Here is an 18,048-nt window from a genome sequence, read left to right as displayed (position 1 = left end):
CCTTAAACGATAGGGATATACCCAACTGCTAAGCTATGGTCACCTAAGTGCGTCCCAATCACCCCTCCAAAGGTAGCAAAAGGAATATCACCTTCCACTCCTTCTTCAATGAGCAGTTGGCGAAGTGCTTCTGCTTTTTCAGGGACATTGGCATGGATGACAAAGACTTGGTAATGACCATCTGCGATATCTGATACAACAATCTCTACCAAGCGTTTCATGGCTTTCTTTTCCGTCCGGACTTTCTCAAAGACCTCAATCACGCCTTCATCATTAAAATGAAGAATAGGCTTGATGCTTAAGAGGTTCCCAAGAATGGCAGCCCCATTTGACAGACGACCACCTTTAACCAAGTGGTTCAAATCATCCACCATGATATAGGCAGAGGTTCCATCAATCTGGTGTTGGACATTGGCAACAATCTCATCGAAAGAACGGCCTTCACCAGCCCATTTCAAGCAGTCTTCTGCCATCATTCCTAGAGGAGCACTGGTGATTTTTGAGTCCGGAAATTCGACGGTCAAGCCTTCGAATTCATCCTTCAAATATTGGATATTTTGGTAGAAACCTGAGATACCAGATGACAAGAAAAGACCGATAGCATGCGTATAGCCCTTAGCTGTCAAACCAGATAGGACTTCTTCTAACTCTGCAACACTCGGCTGGCTAGTCTTTGGCAATTCCTTAGACGCAGCCATCTTTTGGTAGAACTCATCGTGTGTCAGGTTCTTCCCTTCAACATAAGACTCCCCATCGATATAGATCGGGATCTCTAAAATAAATAAGTCGTCGTGATGGAGCACGTCTTGCGGTAAATAGGCAGACGAATCCGTGATCACTGCTAATTTCATTGATTAAAACTCCAAATTAATACCCGGTAAATCGAGGGCAATTTCTGTGACTTCATAAGTCAAACGGTTGAGCATATTCAAGCAAGGGCGAGCCAATTCTTCCACTTCGTCTTTGCTGAATTCACTTGGTTCATTGACATAACGACCAAACAAGTGGTTGATTTGAGTGATGGTTCCGCTGATCACAAAACCGTCAAAAACGATCATGTAGCTCAAGATGACAATCAAAGAAGTTGTGTTTTGTTCTTGATCACGATTGATTAATTGAAAGTTTACATCTACTTTTGTTTCAGGGATGCCATTTTCTTTTTCCCACTCAAAATTACGAGCATCATAGTGGTATTGGCTGACAAATTCTTTTTCACGTTGAATATCCATTTTTATTCTCCTAAAAATATGCGATAGGCTTATTATATCATAATTCAGCTCAAGATACCAACGCCGAAGGAGGTGATTTTTTCACTTGTACAAGAAGAAAAGGTTGGGCATTCCCAACCTTTTAATCATATTTAGTTTTTAGGTTTACGAAGCAATCCGAACAAGATACCACTTACAACTGCACCGATCAATACGAACAAGATGTAAAGAAGTGGATTTGATGTAAGGGCGATAACGAAGATTCCTCCGTGAGGAGCCATGAGTTTCAAGCCTGCAAGACCAACAAGAGCACCTGTCAATGCTGAACCTGCGATGAAGCTAGGGATGGCACGAGCTGGGTCAGCTGCACCGAATGGAATGGCACCTTCTGTGATGAAGGAAAGACCCATGACAATGTTTGTCAAACCTGAATCTCGTTCTTCTTGTGTGAATTTATCTTTAAACAAGACTGTTGCTACGAATACTGCCAATGGAGGAACCATACCAGCTGCCATAACGGCTGCCATAACAATAGAACCACCTGAAGCAACAGATTCAGCAAGTGTACCTGTAGCGAAGACATAAGCGGCTTTGTTAACTGGTCCACCCATATCGACAGCCATCATACCGCCGACGAGAAGTCCAAGAAGGACAGCTGAGCTACCTGACAAGCTTGAAAGGAAGTTGTTAAGACCAGTATTGATAGCAGCCATTGGAATATTGATGAGGAACATCAAGAATCCTGTCAAACCAACACCAAGCAATGGCAAGAGAAGGATAGAGCGGATACCATCAAGTGAACGTGGAAGACCTGCAAGGGCTTTGCGAAGTAAGAGAACAACTCCACCTGCAAGGAAACCACCTACCAAAGCTCCAAGGAAACCTGATGATACGGCTGCTGGTAATTCACCTTTAGCAGCACCGTAGGCGATATTTCCAAATGCTGACCCTGAGCTAGCAATAGATCCAGCGATAAACCCTGCTACAAAACCAGGTTTTTCAGCGATTGAGAATCCAATGTAACCTGCAAGTACAGGAAGCATGAAGCCAAAGGCTACTCCACCAATTGTTTTAAATTGTGCTGCTAATACATGATAAGAACCAAGACTAGACAATTGATCTTGAGGCACACCAAGAACTTGGTCAATCAAGAAGGCAAGGGCGATCAAGATACCACCACCGATAACGAATGGAAGCATTTGAGAAACCCCACTCATCAGGTGTTTGTAGAAAGCTCCACCCAAGCTCAATTTCTCTTGGCTAGCGCTAGCTTGTGCTGCATTTTCAGCGTGGAAGACATCTGCTTTGCCATCCAAGATGGTTTGGATCAATTCTTCTGTCTGACGGATACCAGCTGCGACTGGTTTAGAGATCAATTTTTTGCCATCGAAACGAGCGGTTTCAACTGCTTTATCTGCTGCAATGATGACCCCTTCAGCTTTGGCGATTTCTTCAGCAGTCAAGCGATTGCCGACACCAGATGCCCCGTTGGTTTCAACGCGGACTGTGACACCCATTTCTTCCCCTTTTTTGATGAGGGCTTCTTCTGCCATATAAGTGTGGGCGATCCCTGTTGTACATGCTGTAACGGCAACGATGAGAGGTTTGTCAGATGAAGCTGCTTCTTTGACCGTTTCTGCTTTTTTCGCTTCTTCAGCGGCAGCTTCTTGCTCTTCTGCATCAAAGGCTGCAATGACTTGATCAGGAGTGCTTGCTTGGCGAAGTTTGTCCGCAAATCCTGGTTTCATCAAGTACTTAGACAATTCAGCAAGGGCTGCCAAGTGAGTATCGTTTGCTCCTTCTGGAGCTGCAATCATGAAGAACAAGTCTGTTGGTTGACCATCAAGAGATGCGTAATCCACACCCTTGTTTGATTTTGCAAACAAGACCGTTGCTTCTTTGACTGCTTCATTTTTGCTGTGTGGCATGGCAATTCCGTCACCCAAACCAGTTGAAGTTTGTGCTTCACGGTTCATAATCCCAGCTTTGAAAGTTTCAAAATCTGTCACCACACCATTGTCAACGAGCGATTGGATCATCTCATTGATCACGCCTTCTTTATCTGTTGCTTGAAGGTCAAACAACATCACGTTTTTATTTAAAACGTCTTGAATTTTCATAGTTTTTCTACCTCTACTTTTTCATAAGTTTCTTTAATATAGTCCGCTGTCGCCAAATCATCTGAGAAGGTGGTCGCTGTGCCACAAGCCACTCCCCATTTGAAGGCTTCGATAACATCTCCCGTCGTTGCGAGCTTCCCAGTGAAGCCAGCCACCATGGAATCTCCAGCCCCGACAGAGTTCTTCACTTGACCCTTGATTGGTTTTGCGAAGTAAGTGCCGCTTGGACTGACAAGGAGAGCACCATCACCCGCCATGGAAATAATGACGTTTTGTGCACCTTTGGCCAAGATTTCTTTAGCGTAGCGTTCAATTTCTGGCAATTCCGTCAAGGTAACGCCAAAAATATCTCCCAACTCATGGTTGTTTGGTTTGACCAATTGCGGATTAAACTCCAAGGAATCAATCAAAGTTTGCCCTTCAAAGTCGCAAACGACTTGTGCACCTGTCGCACGAGTTGCTGCGATCAATTGTTTGTAAACGGCATTCCCAAGTGAAGATGGGGCAGATCCTGCAAAGACTACCACATCATCTGCTGTTAAGCTCGATAAGATGTTGAGCAATTCTTGCAACTGAGCTTCCGTCACTTCTGGGCCATTCCCATTGATCTCTGTTTCCTCATCAGCTTTGATCTTGACATTGATCCGTGTATCTTGGTCCACTGTCACAAAGTTGGTTGAAATAGCTTCACTGGTCAGTACGTCTTCAATGAAGCGTCCTGTGAAACCACCGATAAATCCAGTTGCTGTGTTCTCGATATCGAGACGTTTCAAGACACGACTGACATTGATTCCCTTACCACCGGCAAATTTATCTTCTGAAGCCATCCGATTGACTGCACCGGTCTCTACATGATCGAGACGGACAATATAGTCAATTGCTGGATTCAGTGTTACTGTATAAATCAAACCTCTATAACCTCCGTTTTTTCTTTTAAAACCTTTAATCGTTGCGGTTCACATTGATTGGTGATAATCATGGCTCGCTTGATAGGAGCCACTTTGACAAAGGATGTCACCCCAATTTTCGAATCATCCGCTAGGATATAGGTTTTTTTCGCATTTTCGATAATCGCACGCTTGACAGATCCTTCTTCCAGGTCTGGAGTGCTGTAAAATTCATCATCGATTCCATTCATTCCAAGAAAAGCCTTGTCAAAATTCAACTGACCGATTTGATTGAGCGCGATCCCTCCGATACTAGCATCTGTAGAAGATTTTACCTTCCCACCGATGATGACCGTCGGAACATTTCGCTCGACCAACTTGGTCGCATGGTGAATCGAGTTGGTCACCACGGTTACTGTTGGATTGACAATTTCTTGTACCAAAAGTTCATTGGTCGTCCCGGCATCGATAAAGATCACATCATGATCTTTGATCAATTCCGCTGCTTTTACAGCGATTTTTGACTTAACTTGAATGTTTTTGATAGATTTTTCTTTATTGCTTTCTTCCTCTTGAAGAAAATGCAGGCTTTCCGCACCACCGTGAACCCGGCGAAGTTTACTTTCAGCTTCTAATTCATCCAAGTCACGTCGAACCGTTGATTCAGACGTCCCTAGCTCTTGTACAAGGGTTTCTAAGGAAACAAATTTTTCCTTCAGTACCTTCTCGAGGATGAATTGTTTTCGTTCAGACTTAAGCATTTCTCCTCCTTTTGCAATCGATTACAAAAACCATTATACTCTTTCTTCAAAAAATGTCAACAATTTTTTATCATTTTCTGTCACTTTCTTTCAAAAGTTTCAAAAGTGTACAAAAAAAGAGCAGGAAAGAACTCATTTTGTTAAAAGAGTTCTTTTCCCACCCTCATATATCTTCTTTGAAGATTTTAAGCAATAAAGTGTCTAAGTATCTATTCTATCTTCGGTATGTCTTAATCATTTTTTGAAGATTGTTTCTTTTTCTTGAAACCAAACAATCCAGCAAGTAACCCAACGGCAACACCTGTTGTTGCTACTGCATATTTGGAAGAATCTGTACTTGCCACAGCTTGGCTATTTTCTTTTTTGGGGTTGATTTCTTCTACTTTAGCTTCTTGTTTTGGCGCTGGACTAGCTGTTGGTGCTTGCACTTTCGGACTATTGGTAGTTGTTGGAAGAACTGTTGGTCTATCCGTGAAAGTTGTTGGATTGCTTGAGCGGATATCCATTGGCATATCTGCTGCTTCTAAAATAGCTGGATCCATTCGTGACGCTAGATCTTCATATTGGGAATTCAACAATTCCACGACACTTTGATAAGATTGAAGAGTTGTGAATTCTGCTTCCAATTTTTCTTTTTTATTTTCCAAATTAGCCACCGCAGCAGATAAAACTGATTGGGCTTTGACCAATAATTCTGGAGCGTTTTTAAAGTCAGAAAGACGTTTTTCAGCAGCAACCAGACGTTCTTGCGCCGCCTTCAAGCCTTCATGCGCTTCTTGAACGACTTGGGCTTTTTCTGCTTCTTCCGCTTTTAAACGATCTAATTTCTCACGCGCAGCTGCCAACAAATCTTTCGCTTTTTGAAGGGCTGCTTCTTTTGGTTGGATAGCTGCTTCAATCCGACCTCGAGATACATCAAGAGTCGCCTTCGCCTTTTCAACCGCATGGTCCTTGCTAACGAGAAGAATCTTGTAATTTTGGATGGTCTTTTGGACATTAGACATCTCTACTGCCACATTTGAATTAGCATGGCGGGCATCTTCTAATTTGCCTTGCAAGATAATGATTTGAGACTCTTGATTGGCCTTGTCTAACTTGAGATTAGCGACTTCATCAGATTTTGCTTTCACATCTGATCTTGTCGTCGTGGCCCCAGCTCCCTGACGCAATTGGTAAGCGAGTGCACTGGTTGACACTGCTGAATTGACTGGGCTGTGTAAGAAAGCTGCTTCTGACATGGCATTACTTGGGTCATAAGCGACTGATAAAGCTGTCGCTTTGTTGTCTACCATTTGGAGATAGTGACCAACCTTAGCAAAGGCCTCAGCCCCAATCTTCATATAGATATCGTTGGCATCAATTTGTGTTTCGTCTGTCGGTAGACCATATTGAGCCGCTACTTCTTGATAAGCCGCTTTTTCATTGTACCAAAAGTCAACCGCACCAGCAGGTGAGAAGCCATATGCAATGTTCTCGTTTGGCAAATACTTAAACATATGCCAGTTGGCTTTCTTGAAGTATTCCAACTGTACTTGGCTGGCAGGAAGGGAATAAGGATCCAGCTCTAATTCAGGCAGGCCGGCATTGCGACGATAGCTATTGATGGCATCGGCAATTTCAAGAGCTCGAAGGTTGGCTTGCAAAGATCCAGACTCTCCAACTGTCAAGCCGTCTTCTTCCCGACCACGCTTGTAGAGGGCTAAAGCACTCGCTGCAGCTTCATTGCCATTCTCGGCTAAGTGTTGCAAATAACCTTCATAAGTCGCTTGACTCAACTGAACTGGACTATTGGCCGCTGCTTGTTCTAAAGCTGCCAATTCTGCTTCCTTGGTGGCGATGACCGCTTTCAAATCTGTCAGACGTGTTTGAGCCAGTTGAATGTCGCTCTCAATTTGAGCCACTGTATCTGAGCCAGTTTGCTGACTCGCTTGCAAGGTCGCAAGGTAATTCTGAGATTCTCGGATACTTTGCTCGACTTGGCTTTGCTCCAACAAAGCCTGGTTGAGCACATTCTCATCATTTGAAATCGGTGCTTTGGCTTGGTTCAATTCATTTTGAGCTACATCGACCAAAGATTCCTGAGCAGTAACTTGATTTTCCTGTTGACGAACAGCCTCTACGACTTGGTCATGTGCAGCTTCTGCTTCTCGAACCTTATTTTCTTCGATGGTCACATAGGCTTGAGCCACCTTGACGTCATTTTCTGCATTCTGAACTTGGGCATCCGAAGTCGTTGCGATGAGGTTTTCCGCATCCGTCACTTCTGCTTTCTTTTCTTCCAGTTCTTGTCCAGCAGCCTTGACTTCCGTTTGAGCATCGATCACTTTTTGCTCTTGGTAGTGGACATCTTTCACCACTTGGCCTTTTTGAGCTGTGATTTGCTTCAACTCATCAACTGTAATTGGTTTCTCGACTACTTCCGTGCTGTTGGTTTCTGGATTTTCATTTTGCTTGACCTCTTCGGCATTTGCTTTGTGATGAAACATACCAGATAGGACTGTTGTTGCAGCAATCCCTGTCGTGAAAACCGATTTTCCTAATTTCTTTCCCATTAAACTCACCCCCAAAACTTAATCATTTTCTTGAAGTTTCTCTACCCCTTAGCATACCACATTTTGTTACCAATAACTAGTAGGTTTAAAAAGTTTTTTTCATAAATTTTTGAGGCAAAAGAAAAACAGCTGACGCTGTTAGTCTTCTTGTTTAATTTGGTCCAACATCTTCTCTTCTTCTGCTGTTAACTCATAGTTTTCTAGCAAGTCTGGCCGACGTTCTAAGGTCTTTTTCAAACTCTGATAGAGGCGCCACTGACGAATATTTTCATGGTGACCACTCATGAGAACATCGGGAACCGTCATTCCTCTGTATTCATAAGGCCGTGTGTATTGAGGATACTCTAAGAGACCAGAGGAGAAACTGTCATCCTGGTGACTGGACTCTTTCCCGATCACTTCTGGAATCAAGCGTACCGTCGCATCAATCATGGTCATGGCCGCTAGTTCGCCACCCGTCAGGACATAATCGCCAAGAGAAATCTCATCCGTCACCAAGGTCTTGATCCGCTCGTCGTAGCCCTCATAGTGACCACAGATAAAAATCAATTCTTCTTCCTGAGCCAACTCTTCTGCGTAGGCTTGGTCGAAGGTCCGACCAGCAGGATCCAGCAGGATCACGCGCGGATTCTTTTTCTCAATCGCATCAAAGGCATCAAAAATCGGTTGAGCGCGTAGAAGCATGCCTTGCCCGCCACCATAGGGTTCATCATCCACATGGCGCGCCTTTTCCGCGTTTTCACGGAAATTATGGTAGTTGATCTCGAGAAGACCCTTTTCACGCGCCTTTCCGACGATGGAATGCTCAAGAGGAGAAAACATCTCTGGAAAGAGGGTTAAAATATCAATCTTCATCGTCTAACCCTTCTAAGATGTCCACATCGACCCGATTACTCGGGATATCGATATTGAGCACCACTGGTGGGATATAAGGCAAGAGAAGGTCTCGTTTGCCTTTGCGTTTCACAACCCAGACATCATTGGCACCTGGTTGCAGGATTTCCTTTATCTGACCGATCAACTGGTCATTTTCATAAACATCAAGCCCGATGATCTCATGGTAATAAAACTCGCCCTCATCCAAATCCGTCAAGTCTTCTTCTGCAACCTTGAGGCTAAAGCCCTTGAATTTCTCAATGGCATTGATATGGTACATATCCTTAAACTTAATAATGTCGAAGTTCTTGTGCTTGCGATGACTGGCAATGGTCACCGTTTGGACAAAACGATCCTTTTCATCAAAGAGAGCCAACTCAGCTCCTTTTTTAAAACGCTCTTCCGCAAAGTCTGTCACAGACAAGACCCGCATTTCTCCTTGTAAGCCTTGGGTATTGACAATTTTCCCAACATTAAAGTAATTCATGATTTCTCCAGTGTAGTTTATTCACTCTATTTTATCACGTTCAGCAACAATTCTCAACGGTGCTCACTGAGCCTTCCAACAAAAAAACGGGACTAAGTCCCGCCTTTTTATTTTTCATCAATAACGATTCTTACTTTTTTATCTTCAGTTGGGACAGAGTAGACAATCGTTCTTATCGCAGAAATGGTGCGACCTTTTCGACCGATTACACGACCAACATCGCTAGGATCAAGGTCAAGGTGGTACTCCAAGAATTCAGGAGTATCTTCGATCTTGATGGTTAAGGCATCCGGTTGTGAAATCAAGGGTTTCACAATTGCAATAATGAGATTTTCAATCGTATCCATACATCAACCTACTTAAAAAATTATTTTGAGAATTTAGAATCGTGGAATTTCTTCATCACACCAGCTTTTGAAAGGATGTTGCGAACTGTATCTGAAGGTTGAGCTCCATCAGCCAACCATGCAAGAACGCGGTCTTCTTTCAAAGTTACTTGGTTTTCTTCAACAAGTGGATTGTAAGTTCCAACTGTTTCGATGAAACGTCCATCACGTGGTGAACGTGAATCTGCTACGTTGATACGGTAGTAAGGTTTTTTCTTAGAACCCATACGAGTCAAACGAATTTTAACTGCCATTTTTATAAGTCTCTTTTCTATATTTTAATTTTCGGTGAAATAGACAAGCTATTTAGCACATGATCTATTATAACACATTTTATAGACCTGTCAAGAAAAAAACTTGACAGTATTTAAAATTTTTTATTTTATCAGTAAATCGGCGATTTCTTGATAGTTGCTAACGGTATAAGTCGGTACTACCAGGCTGGTATTTTCCTTACGATCAGGATTATACCAGACGGTATCAATCCCCGCAGCATGGCCTCCTGCGATATCCGCCGTCAAGGAATCTCCGATCATAAGGGTCTCTTCCTTGCTAAAACCTGGAATCAGTTGGCCAACTTTGTCAAAAAATGCAGGTTCTGGTTTCTGAGTATGAAGCTGCTCAGAGATAAAGACCTCTTTGAAATAAGAAGCAATTGTAGAATGAGCCAAGCGTCCTTCTTGAATGGCGGTCACTCCATTCGTTGCACCATAGAGCTGGTAACCCGCTTTTTCAAGTCGGGCCAGTAAGTCCTCCGCACCTGGGAAAGACTGCCCTTGAAGACTGATGTAATCTTGATAGCGAAGAGCCATCTCAGCCCCATCAACAGAAATCCCAAAGTGGGCAAACCCGATCGCAAACCGACTATCCACTAGCTTTTGCTTGGTTAACTTCTTTTGCTCCAAATCCTTCCAGAGACCTTGGTTCATGGGTTTGTAGTAATCCTTAAAGGCCTGTACATCTGGAAAATCCATGTCTTCTAACATCTGCGTCAAGGCTGTTTCTTCAGCAGATTCAAAGTCCAACAAGGTATGGTCCAAATCAAAAAGTAAAAATGTATATGCCATTACAAACGATCCTTCAATTTTTCTACAAATAAATAAGCCGCTGGGCAAGTGAGGGTATTCTTGATAGTCAGATGGTTGATCTGATAAATCTTCTTACGATCGGTGTGAGGGAATTCCCGACAAGCTTTTGGGCGAACATCATAGATGGAACAGAGATTGTCCCCACCAAGAAAGGGGCAAGGCATGGATTTAAAAACCTTGTCCCCATCTTCGTCAACTTGAAGAAATTCTGCCTCAAAGGCTGGGAGTTTCATCTTGAAATATTTGGCGATCCGCGTGATATCAGCTTCCTTAAAATCGGGGCCTAAGGTTTTGCAGCAATTGGCACAAGCGGTACAATCGATTTCTTGGAAAACTTCATCGTGGATTTCTTGCGCTATTTTATCTAAATTCTTAGGTGGCTTCTTCTTGAGATTTGCCAATACCTTGCGGTGCTCCTTTTGCTTTTGGAGAGCTAACTGATGGTATTTTTCAATATCAATTTCCTGTGTCATCCTCTATTTCCTCTTCTAAACAATAGAAAGATTATACCATAAAGAACGTGAAAAAAGATAGATCCTGCGATCTATCTCACTTGATTAATCGGTCACGGCACCTGTTCCATCTAGGCTCCAAGTGTTTTCGACATAAGGAGTAAATTGAGTTATTGTTTTCTCAAATCCTTCAACAACAATCAAATAAACCTTATCATCTTTTTGGAATACCCAACCAGCAACCTGCAGGCCTGACTTGAGAAAAATATGTATTTTAAGCGACTCATTTCCTCCAACAGTCGTCGTAGATTTTGTCATTTTCTCAACAATTTTATAATCATTCCACCTACTCTCCAATCTTTGAGCTATTAGCTCTGCATTAAATTCCACTCCTTCAGGGACATTTGCTTTTTCTCTAGTGGCAGCATTTAAAACAATAATATTGAAGGCGTTTTTATCTGTATACTGAATATTATCTCCGACTTGGATATTGTCATTCTTTTTCCAGTCACTTGGAATATTGACATAGCCATAATCTGCTGATCCAATTCGTTTCGTTTTCACATTCCCCTTATCACTATCTGGAATTTTTTTCTCTACATTACTACTTGAATTTGTTGTCTCTCTCACCACATTCGTGGAACTAGATGCTGCCGATGATTTACTAGACTCTTTCTTTGGACTAGTACAAGCAGAAAGGCTTACAACAGACAAAAACGTAACAGACGCGAGTAGGAACTTATTTTTCATATTCTCTCCTCAATGATGTATTTACTTTCCTCTAGTCTACCATGATTTTCTAGGATTTGAAAGTGCGATTTCTATAGCATAAAGAGACTAGAAATGATTCTAGCCTCTCTTCATCAATCCGTTACAGCGCCTGTTCCATCTAGGCTCCAAGTGTCTTCAATGTATGGGATAAAGGTTTTCAAGGTTTCTGCATCCCCTTCAAAAGAAATGGTATAAACTTTTTCACCCTTCTGGAAGACCCAAGTAATCAGGTATTGACCAGATTTCATGATAATTTGAAGCTGGTAAGCGTCCAGACCTGCGACTTTAGTCCGCGCTCCCGTCATCTTATCAACATCCTGGTTATCTTGCCACATTACGGCCAGTTTCTTGGTTAAAAATTCTGCATTAAACTCGATATCCGCAGGAACTTTGGCCTTTTCCCGCGTAAAGCTATTCAAGGTGACAATATTAAAGCCGCTCCCATCCGTATACTGGACAGCTTCTGTCCCATCGATATCCGTGAACTTGAACCATTTACTTGGAATATCGATGTATCCATAATCTGCATTTCCAATCCGCTTGGTTTCTTGACTGGAAGTGTTTTTCTTTGTAGAAGAAGTATCCTTTGACGAAGAGCTGCTTGTTTGCTTTTCGACTTTACTGCTACTTTCTTTTGTAGAGGAAGCTGCTGTGTCCTTTTGAGTGGTGTGACTACAAGCCGTTAATGTGCAGGTAGAAAGAATCGTCAGTGATGTGACCCATAATTTGTGTTTCATGCTCAACCTCCTTGAGAACGTTTTCTTTCCTCTAGTCTACCATGAAACTGGGTATTTTAAAATAGTATAAGTGTCACATCTGATGGAACCTTTCTCATTCAGTCTATTTCTTTTACACCTAAAACAAAAGGCTGGGACAAAAGTCCTAGCCTCTTAATTATTTTTGGATTGTCGAGCAAGACGCAGTGGTTGAGTGGGCTATAATACGCTGATTTCATCAGCTTATACAGCCCTACTCAACTGTGCGGAGGTGGGACGACGAAATCGAATTCTAACGAATCACCGATTTCTGTCCCACTCTCTAAATCTTATTCTTCATCCATTGACAAGACAGATAGGAAGGCTTCCTGTGGAACTTCAACAGATCCAATGGCCTTCATCCGTTTCTTACCAGCTTTTTGCTTTTCAAGAAGCTTGCGTTTCCGTGAGACGTCCCCACCATAACACTTGGCCAAGACGTTCTTACGAAGGGCCTTGATATCTGTACGGGCCACGATCTTATGACCGATGGCTGCTTGGATAGGCACTTCAAACTGTTGACGAGGGATAATCTTCTTGAGTTTCTCAACGATCAACTTACCACGTTCATAGGCAAAATCCTTGTGAACGATAAAGCTGAGGGCATCGACAGTATCGCCATTGAGAAGGATATCCATTTTAACCAATTTAGAAGGACGGTATTCAGACAACTCATAGTCAAAGCTCGCATAGCCACGAGTAGAGGATTTCAATTTATCAAAGAAATCAAAGACAATTTCCGATAGTGGGATTTGATAGATGACATTCACCCGATTTTCATCGATATAATCCATGGTCACAAAATCACCGCGTTTCCGTTGAGCCAATTCCATCACAGCACCGACAAACTCTTGTGGCACCATGATTTGTGCTTTGACATACGGTTCTTCGATCGAAGCGATCTTGGTTGGATCTGGAAACTCAGAAGGGTTTGAGACATCCAGTGCTTCTCCATCTGTCAAATTGACCTTGTAGATAACAGACGGTGCTGTCATGATCAAGTCAATGTTGAACTCACGCTCCAAGCGCTCCTGGATAACGTCCATATGAAGGAGACCCAAGAAACCACAACGGAAACCAAAACCGAGGGCCTGAGAAGTTTCCGGTTCAAATTGAAGACTGGCGTCATTCAATTGCAATTTTTCCAAGGCTTCCCGAAGATCATTGTATTTGTTAGATTCGATTGGGTAAAGACCGGCAAAGACCATTGGATTCATTTGCTTGTATCCATGTAGGGGCTCACTTGCTGGATTGGTCGCTAGGGTCACCGTATCCCCGACGCGGGTGTCCGCAACAGTCTTGATAGAAGCCGCAATATAGCCGACGTCTCCAGTTGCAAGGAAATCACGTCCAACTGCTTTAGGAGTAAAGATCCCAACTTCTGTGACATCAAAGGTCTTGCCATTGCTCATGAGTTGGATCTTATCACCTGGTTTAACCATTCCATTGACCACTCGAACCTGAAGGATTACCCCACGATAGGCATCATAAACAGAGTCAAAGATCAAGGCTTGAAGAGGGGCTTCAACATCACCCGTCGGTGCTGGAACTTTCTCAACGATCTGCTCCAAAATCTCTTCAATCCCAATACCAGCTTTGGCAGAGGCTAGGACAGCTTCACTAGCATCCAACCCGATGACATCTTCTACTTCTGTGCGCACACGTTCTGGATCTGCAGCTGGCAAGTCAATCTTATTAATGACTGGAAGAATTTCCAAATCATTGTCCAGCGCTAGGTAAACATTGGCTAGGGTCTGAGCTTCAATCCCTTGAGCGGCATCCACCACAAGAATGGCTCCCTCACAGGCAGCAAGCGACCGCGAAACCTCATAGGTAAAGTCCACGTGTCCTGGTGTGTCAATCAAGTGGAAGATATAGGTTTCCCCATCTTTAGCCGTGTAGTTCAACTCGATGGCATTAAGCTTGATGGTAATCCCACGTTCCCGTTCCAGGTCCATGCTGTCCAAAAGTTGGGCTTGCATCTCCCGACTAGACACGGTTTCGGTTTTTTCTAAGATTCGATCGGCTAAGGTTGACTTTCCATGGTCAATATGGGCGATGATCGAGAAGTTCCGAATCTTCTCTTGTCGTTTTTTTAATTCTTCAAAATTTGGCATAATCATCTTCCTAGTAAATTTAATCGTACTCTTCATTATAACAAAAAAAATAGGCCTTTGCCTATCTTAATTCATTATTTTCAAAAATCGCTTTTGTGTTTTATTTCCCACATATCCAATCCGTTCGTAAAAGACATGCGCTTCTTTTCGATGAGAGGCAGAATTTAAACGGATAAAAGCATAATGCTTGCTTTTGGCAAGTTCTTCAACTCGCTCCATCAATTGGCGACCGATCCCACGTCCTTGTGCAGATGGAAAAACCGCAAGACCCAAAATATTTAAACCAGCATCACTATAGAGGCTTTCATAGACTTCCGCTTCCACATAACCAAGAATATTTCCTGTTTGGTCCTCTTCATAAACAAAGCAAAAATGATCCGAATCTGGTAGATTGAATTTTTCAATCTGAGCTGCCACTTTCTCAAGGGTCGAATCATATCCCAAAGACTGGTAACATAAATCTCTAATCTGACCTGCATCTTTGACTTGAACAGTACGAATCATAGCTCAACCTCCATGAACTCTTTGGTTTTATCTTAGACTTTTTTCCTCAAAAAGTAAAGGAATACCAAATAAAATTTAAAAAGAAAATCCGATTTATATCAAATTCATCTTTTTTCGCATTTCTCAGGGATTTCTATTTACTTTTTCGATTTAATTCATTATAATAGTAAGGGTAAATACAAGGAGGTGAGTACGTTGGCTAGAGGTCGTGGAAAAGCAAGCCCTCAAGACAAAGAGGCATTACGGATTATATCGGAAAAGATTAGAGAATTACTGAAAGAACAAGGAAAAAAACAGATCGAATTATCTCGTATTACTGGAATCCCTGCAAGTACCCTGACTGGATATGTAAAAGGAACTTCTCTTCCCGTTCCCGAAAATTTAGAGAAGATTGCAGCCTTTTTCCAGGTAGCAGTTGCTGAAATTGACCCTCGATTGCGCAATGATTTTGTGGTCATTGATTCAGAGATTGAACGATTGTATAAACAACTCGATGAAGGAAATCAAGAAAATCTTCTTTCTTATGGAAAGAGTCTCTTGACCCATCAAAAAGAAAGACAGAAAATTGAAAAGCAATACCACCCGTATTCTGTCTATGATTCTTTTGCAGCTTACCAAAATCAAAAGCAAGCTGATATCGTCTGGTTTGATCAAAAGATTCCTTACGATTTGGCTTTTTGGATTCATACGGATTCCCTCGAGCCTAAATACGAAAAAGGGGCCGTTGTCTTAATCAAGCAAACCTATTACGATCAAGCAGGGGCGATTTATGCCATTGATTTTGACGGGCAAACGTTGATCAAACGTGTCTTTCGTGAGGCCAACGGTATTCGACTCGTTTCCCTCAATAAGAAATATAGTGATCAAATCATTCCACTAGATGAGGAACCTGGGGTGATTGGAAAAGTGATTGATGGCTTTGTTCCTCTTGATTTGGAGGAAATCAAATGATTCAATTAATCGCGATTGACTTGGATGGAACCCTCTTACATGAGGATAAGTCTCTCTCTAAAAGCAATATTGAAGCTCTCCACCGGGCCCATGAAGCCGGGTATGATATTGTGATCTGTACGGGGCGTCCCTTAGCGGGTGTCCGTCCTATCTTTGAAGAGATTGGACTTCCGGATGGCAACTACTATATGATTATCAATAACGGGTGTACAACCTTGTCTACTCAGAATTGGGAAATCATTGGCAAGGAAGAATTGAGCCTTGAGGACATGTACCGCTTGCATGTTTTGACGGAAGATATAGACGTCCAGCTAACCTTATTTGACATGGATCACTACCTAGTGGTCGCACCTGAAGCCAGTGAACTTGTCACGATGGATGCGGGTATTGTTAATAGTAAACCGACACCAGTCTCAGAAGAGGATCTGCCCAACCTTGTTCCTATTTTTCAAGCCATGTATGTAGGAGATCCTTCTGCTATTGATGCCTTCCAAGCTCAGCACGAGGCTGCATTAGAGGCCGATTTTAACACTGTTCGTTCACAGGATATCTTGTTTGAAATCCTTCCAAAAGGCGCGAGCAAGGCTTCTGCTCTTCAAGCATTAAGTCAAACATTAGGCTACCGGAGAGACCAGGTCATGGCTCTTGGAGATGCCAATAATGACCTTGAAATGCTACGTTTTGCTGGTTACAGCGTCGCTATGGGAAATGGCAATGCTGCTGTCAAGGAAATCGCAGACTTCATCACCCTGACCAATGATGAGGATGGCGTGGCCCATGCTATTCACAAATTAATTGAAACTGAAAAAGGAGAATGATCATGAAATACCAAAATTTGTTGGACCGTTTTATTACCTATGTAAAGGTTAACACACGTTCAGACGAAAATTCTACAACCACTCCAAGTACCCAATCACAAGTTGATTTTGCAACAAACGTCTTGATCCCTGAAATGAAACGCGTGGGTCTTCAAAACGTCTACTATTTGCCAAACGGCTATGCTATTGGAACACTTCCAGCTAACGATCCAAGCTTTACTCGCAAGATTGGATTTATCTCTCACATGGATACCGCTGACTTCAATGCCGAAAATGTCAATCCACAAATTGTTGAGAATTATGATGGCGGTGTCATTACCCTTGGTGACTCTGGTTTCACACTCGATCCAGCTGATTTTGCTCATTTGAACAACTACAAGGGACAAACCTTGATCACAACGGATGGTACTACTCTTCTGGGTGCAGACGATAAGTCAGGTATCGCTGAAATCATGACAGCTATTGAATACCTGACAGCTCATCCTGAAATCAAACATGGAGAAATCCGTGTCGGCTTTGGTCCAGATGAAGAAATCGGAGTCGGTGCAGATCAATTTGATGCAGAGGATTTTGATGTAGACTTTGCCTATACTGTTGATGGTGGTCCTCTCGGAGAGCTTCAATACGAAACCTTCTCAGCAGCTGGGGCTGAAATCACCTTCAAAGGACGCAATGTCCACCCAGGTACAGCCAAAGGTCAAATGATCAACGCTCTTCAATTGGCCATTGATTTCCATAACAAACTCCCTGAAGGAGCACGTCCAGAATTAACCGAAGGCTATGAAGGCTTCTACCACTTGATGAACATCGATGGAACTGTCGAGGAAGCAAGTGCTAGCTATATCATTCGGGACTTTGAAACAGAAAGCTTTGAGAAACGCAAAGACCTTATGAAATCTATTGCCGATCAGATGAATGCGGAGCTCGGTAGCGAACGCGTTCTCCTCACCCTCAAAGATCAGTATTACAACATGAAGCAAGTGATTGAAAAAGATATGACACCAATCACCCTTGCTAAGGAAGTCATGGAAGATCTTGGAATCACTCCAATCATTGAACCGATCCGCGGTGGTACAGATGGCTCTAAAATTTCCTTTATGGGGATTCCAACACCTAATATCTTTGCCGGTGGCGAAAACATGCATGGTCGCTTTGAATACGTAAGTCTCCAAACCATGGAACGCGCAGTTGATACCATTATCGGTATTGTGACCAAAAAATAAGAAACAAAAAAGGATTCGGATTATACATCCAAATCCTTTAAATATCATTGAGAATGTACCGAAACTTTCCGCTGTGAGAAAAGTGCTAGAAA

19 protein-coding genes are annotated in these 18,048 nt (G+C 42.6%); 3 read left to right on the top strand and 16 right to left on the bottom strand.

The genetic code is table 11. The features are described 5' to 3' along the window. Positions 1-2 precede the first annotated feature (2 nt). From HMPREF2917_RS03145 to HMPREF2917_RS03070, 16 genes are all read right to left on the bottom strand, one after another. Positions 3-851: a DegV family protein gene (locus HMPREF2917_RS03145; RefSeq protein ID WP_070588949.1), complete on the bottom strand. Its 849-nt coding sequence runs from the start codon at positions 849-851 to the stop codon at positions 3-5. Positions 852-854: 3 nt separating this feature from the next. Next, positions 855-1,229 carry a DUF1149 family protein gene (locus HMPREF2917_RS03140; protein ID WP_003001888.1) on the bottom strand — a complete coding sequence of 125 codons (375 nt, stop codon included), beginning with the start codon at positions 1,227-1,229 and terminating at the stop codon, positions 855-857. A 131-nt stretch (positions 1,230-1,360) separates the two neighbouring features. Further along, entirely contained in the window at positions 1,361-3,328 is a 1,968-nt protein-coding gene (locus HMPREF2917_RS03135; RefSeq protein ID WP_070588948.1) for a PTS fructose transporter subunit IIABC, read from the bottom strand. Then, positions 3,325-4,236, bottom strand: coding sequence for a 1-phosphofructokinase (pfkB, locus tag HMPREF2917_RS03130; protein WP_049472531.1), 912 nt, complete (start codon positions 4,234-4,236; stop codon positions 3,325-3,327). Before pfkB ends, HMPREF2917_RS03135 begins: the two co-directional genes overlap by 4 nt. After that, complete coding sequence (locus HMPREF2917_RS03125) at positions 4,233-4,976, bottom strand: DeoR/GlpR family DNA-binding transcription regulator (RefSeq protein ID WP_003001800.1); 744 nt, start codon at positions 4,974-4,976, stop codon at positions 4,233-4,235. Before HMPREF2917_RS03125 ends, pfkB begins: the two co-directional genes overlap by 4 nt. Positions 4,977-5,206: 230 nt before the next feature. Further along, positions 5,207-7,528 (bottom strand): CAP domain-containing protein, encoded by a 2,322-nt coding sequence (locus tag HMPREF2917_RS03120; RefSeq protein WP_070588947.1) that lies wholly within the window; start codon positions 7,526-7,528, stop codon positions 5,207-5,209. A gap of 138 nt (positions 7,529-7,666) precedes the next feature. Next, a complete protein-coding gene (gene trmD / locus HMPREF2917_RS03115) occupies positions 7,667-8,383 on the bottom strand; it encodes a tRNA (guanosine(37)-N1)-methyltransferase TrmD (RefSeq protein ID WP_070588946.1) in 717 nt (238 codons plus the stop codon). After that, positions 8,373-8,891, bottom strand: a complete 519-nt coding sequence (rimM, locus tag HMPREF2917_RS03110; RefSeq protein WP_070588945.1) for a ribosome maturation factor RimM — start codon at positions 8,889-8,891, stop codon at positions 8,373-8,375. Before rimM ends, trmD begins: the two co-directional genes overlap by 11 nt. 107 nt (positions 8,892-8,998) lie before the next feature. Next, positions 8,999-9,238 carry an RNA-binding protein KphA gene (gene kphA, locus HMPREF2917_RS03105; RefSeq protein WP_003001620.1) on the bottom strand — a complete coding sequence of 80 codons (240 nt, stop codon included), beginning with the start codon at positions 9,236-9,238 and terminating at the stop codon, positions 8,999-9,001. Positions 9,239-9,258: 20 nt separating this feature from the next. Then, positions 9,259-9,531 carry a 30S ribosomal protein S16 gene (gene rpsP / locus HMPREF2917_RS03100; RefSeq protein ID WP_003007475.1) on the bottom strand — a complete coding sequence of 91 codons (273 nt, stop codon included), beginning with the start codon at positions 9,529-9,531 and terminating at the stop codon, positions 9,259-9,261. Between the two features lie 123 nt (positions 9,532-9,654). Then, entirely contained in the window at positions 9,655-10,344 is a 690-nt protein-coding gene (locus tag HMPREF2917_RS03095) for a pyrimidine 5'-nucleotidase PynA (RefSeq protein ID WP_049483623.1), read from the bottom strand. Then, positions 10,344-10,838, bottom strand: coding sequence for a YkgJ family cysteine cluster protein (locus HMPREF2917_RS03090; protein WP_003001664.1), 495 nt, complete (start codon positions 10,836-10,838; stop codon positions 10,344-10,346). Before HMPREF2917_RS03090 ends, HMPREF2917_RS03095 begins: the two co-directional genes overlap by 1 nt. An 84-nt stretch (positions 10,839-10,922) precedes the next feature. Next, positions 10,923-11,567 (bottom strand): hypothetical protein, encoded by a 645-nt coding sequence (locus HMPREF2917_RS03085; RefSeq protein WP_049474528.1) that lies wholly within the window; start codon positions 11,565-11,567, stop codon positions 10,923-10,925. A gap of 113 nt (positions 11,568-11,680) precedes the next feature. After that, positions 11,681-12,325, bottom strand: a complete 645-nt coding sequence (locus HMPREF2917_RS03080) for a hypothetical protein (protein ID WP_070588944.1) — start codon at positions 12,323-12,325, stop codon at positions 11,681-11,683. 308 nt (positions 12,326-12,633) lie between these two features. Continuing rightward, positions 12,634-14,460, bottom strand: a complete 1,827-nt coding sequence (gene lepA, locus HMPREF2917_RS03075; RefSeq protein ID WP_070588943.1) for a translation elongation factor 4 — start codon at positions 14,458-14,460, stop codon at positions 12,634-12,636. A 66-nt stretch (positions 14,461-14,526) separates the two neighbouring features. Next, a complete protein-coding gene (locus tag HMPREF2917_RS03070; RefSeq protein ID WP_070588942.1) occupies positions 14,527-14,964 on the bottom strand; it encodes a GNAT family N-acetyltransferase in 438 nt (145 codons plus the stop codon). 195 nt (positions 14,965-15,159) lie between these two features. On the opposite strand from HMPREF2917_RS03070, the gene HMPREF2917_RS03065 reads away from it, so the two are divergent. Genes HMPREF2917_RS03065 through pepT form a run of 3 tightly spaced genes read left to right on the top strand, consistent with a single transcriptional unit; the run spans position 15,160 to position 17,956 of the window. Then, positions 15,160-15,915, top strand: a complete 756-nt coding sequence (locus tag HMPREF2917_RS03065) for a LexA family transcriptional regulator (RefSeq protein WP_070588941.1) — start codon at positions 15,160-15,162, stop codon at positions 15,913-15,915. Next, the gene (locus HMPREF2917_RS03060) at positions 15,912-16,733 is read left to right on the top strand and encodes a Cof-type HAD-IIB family hydrolase (protein ID WP_070588940.1); all 822 of its coding nucleotides are present in this window, start codon (positions 15,912-15,914) and stop codon (positions 16,731-16,733) included. The genes HMPREF2917_RS03065 and HMPREF2917_RS03060 overlap by 4 nt, the downstream gene beginning before the upstream one ends. A gap of 2 nt (positions 16,734-16,735) precedes the next feature. Next, positions 16,736-17,956, top strand: a complete 1,221-nt coding sequence (pepT, locus tag HMPREF2917_RS03055) for a peptidase T (protein ID WP_070466036.1) — start codon at positions 16,736-16,738, stop codon at positions 17,954-17,956. Positions 17,957-18,048 lie beyond the last annotated feature (92 nt).

Origin of the sequence: Streptococcus sp. HMSC061E03 (genome assembly GCF_001813505.1) — a bacterium.
Taxonomy (GTDB): Bacteria; Bacillota; Bacilli; order Lactobacillales; family Streptococcaceae; genus Streptococcus.
Note: the sequence above shows the minus strand (reverse complement) of the source record. Positions and strands in the feature narration are given on the sequence as shown.

What these genes read in the sequence shown, in the direction of transcription:
- HMPREF2917_RS03080 (WP_070588944.1), bottom strand. Translation starts at nt 12,325, where the DNA reads ATGAAACACAAATTATGGGTCACATCACTGACGATTCTTTCTACCTGC.
- HMPREF2917_RS03095 (WP_049483623.1), bottom strand. Translation starts at nt 10,344, where the DNA reads ATGGCATATACATTTTTACTTTTTGATTTGGACCATACCTTGTTGGAC.
- HMPREF2917_RS03120 (WP_070588947.1), bottom strand. Translation starts at nt 7,528, where the DNA reads ATGGGAAAGAAATTAGGAAAATCGGTTTTCACGACAGGGATTGCTGCA.
- lepA (WP_070588943.1), bottom strand. Translation starts at nt 14,460, where the DNA reads ATGCCAAATTTTGAAGAATTAAAAAAACGACAAGAGAAGATTCGGAAC.
- HMPREF2917_RS03135 (WP_070588948.1), bottom strand. Translation starts at nt 3,328, where the DNA reads ATGAAAATTCAAGACGTTTTAAATAAAAACGTGATGTTGTTTGACCTT.
- HMPREF2917_RS03085 (WP_049474528.1), bottom strand. Translation starts at nt 11,567, where the DNA reads ATGAAAAATAAGTTCCTACTCGCGTCTGTTACGTTTTTGTCTGTTGTA.
- HMPREF2917_RS03060 (WP_070588940.1), top strand. Translation starts at nt 15,912, where the DNA reads ATGATTCAATTAATCGCGATTGACTTGGATGGAACCCTCTTACATGAG.
- HMPREF2917_RS03070 (WP_070588942.1), bottom strand. Translation starts at nt 14,964, where the DNA reads ATGATTCGTACTGTTCAAGTCAAAGATGCAGGTCAGATTAGAGATTTA.
- HMPREF2917_RS03145 (WP_070588949.1), bottom strand. Translation starts at nt 851, where the DNA reads ATGAAATTAGCAGTGATCACGGATTCGTCTGCCTATTTACCGCAAGAC.
- kphA (WP_003001620.1), bottom strand. Translation starts at nt 9,238, where the DNA reads ATGGATACGATTGAAAATCTCATTATTGCAATTGTGAAACCCTTGATT.
- rpsP (WP_003007475.1), bottom strand. Translation starts at nt 9,531, where the DNA reads ATGGCAGTTAAAATTCGTTTGACTCGTATGGGTTCTAAGAAAAAACCT.
- HMPREF2917_RS03140 (WP_003001888.1), bottom strand. Translation starts at nt 1,229, where the DNA reads ATGGATATTCAACGTGAAAAAGAATTTGTCAGCCAATACCACTATGAT.
- HMPREF2917_RS03090 (WP_003001664.1), bottom strand. Translation starts at nt 10,838, where the DNA reads ATGACACAGGAAATTGATATTGAAAAATACCATCAGTTAGCTCTCCAA.
- HMPREF2917_RS03125 (WP_003001800.1), bottom strand. Translation starts at nt 4,976, where the DNA reads ATGCTTAAGTCTGAACGAAAACAATTCATCCTCGAGAAGGTACTGAAG.
- rimM (WP_070588945.1), bottom strand. Translation starts at nt 8,891, where the DNA reads ATGAATTACTTTAATGTTGGGAAAATTGTCAATACCCAAGGCTTACAA.
- trmD (WP_070588946.1), bottom strand. Translation starts at nt 8,383, where the DNA reads ATGAAGATTGATATTTTAACCCTCTTTCCAGAGATGTTTTCTCCTCTT.
- pepT (WP_070466036.1), top strand. Translation starts at nt 16,736, where the DNA reads ATGAAATACCAAAATTTGTTGGACCGTTTTATTACCTATGTAAAGGTT.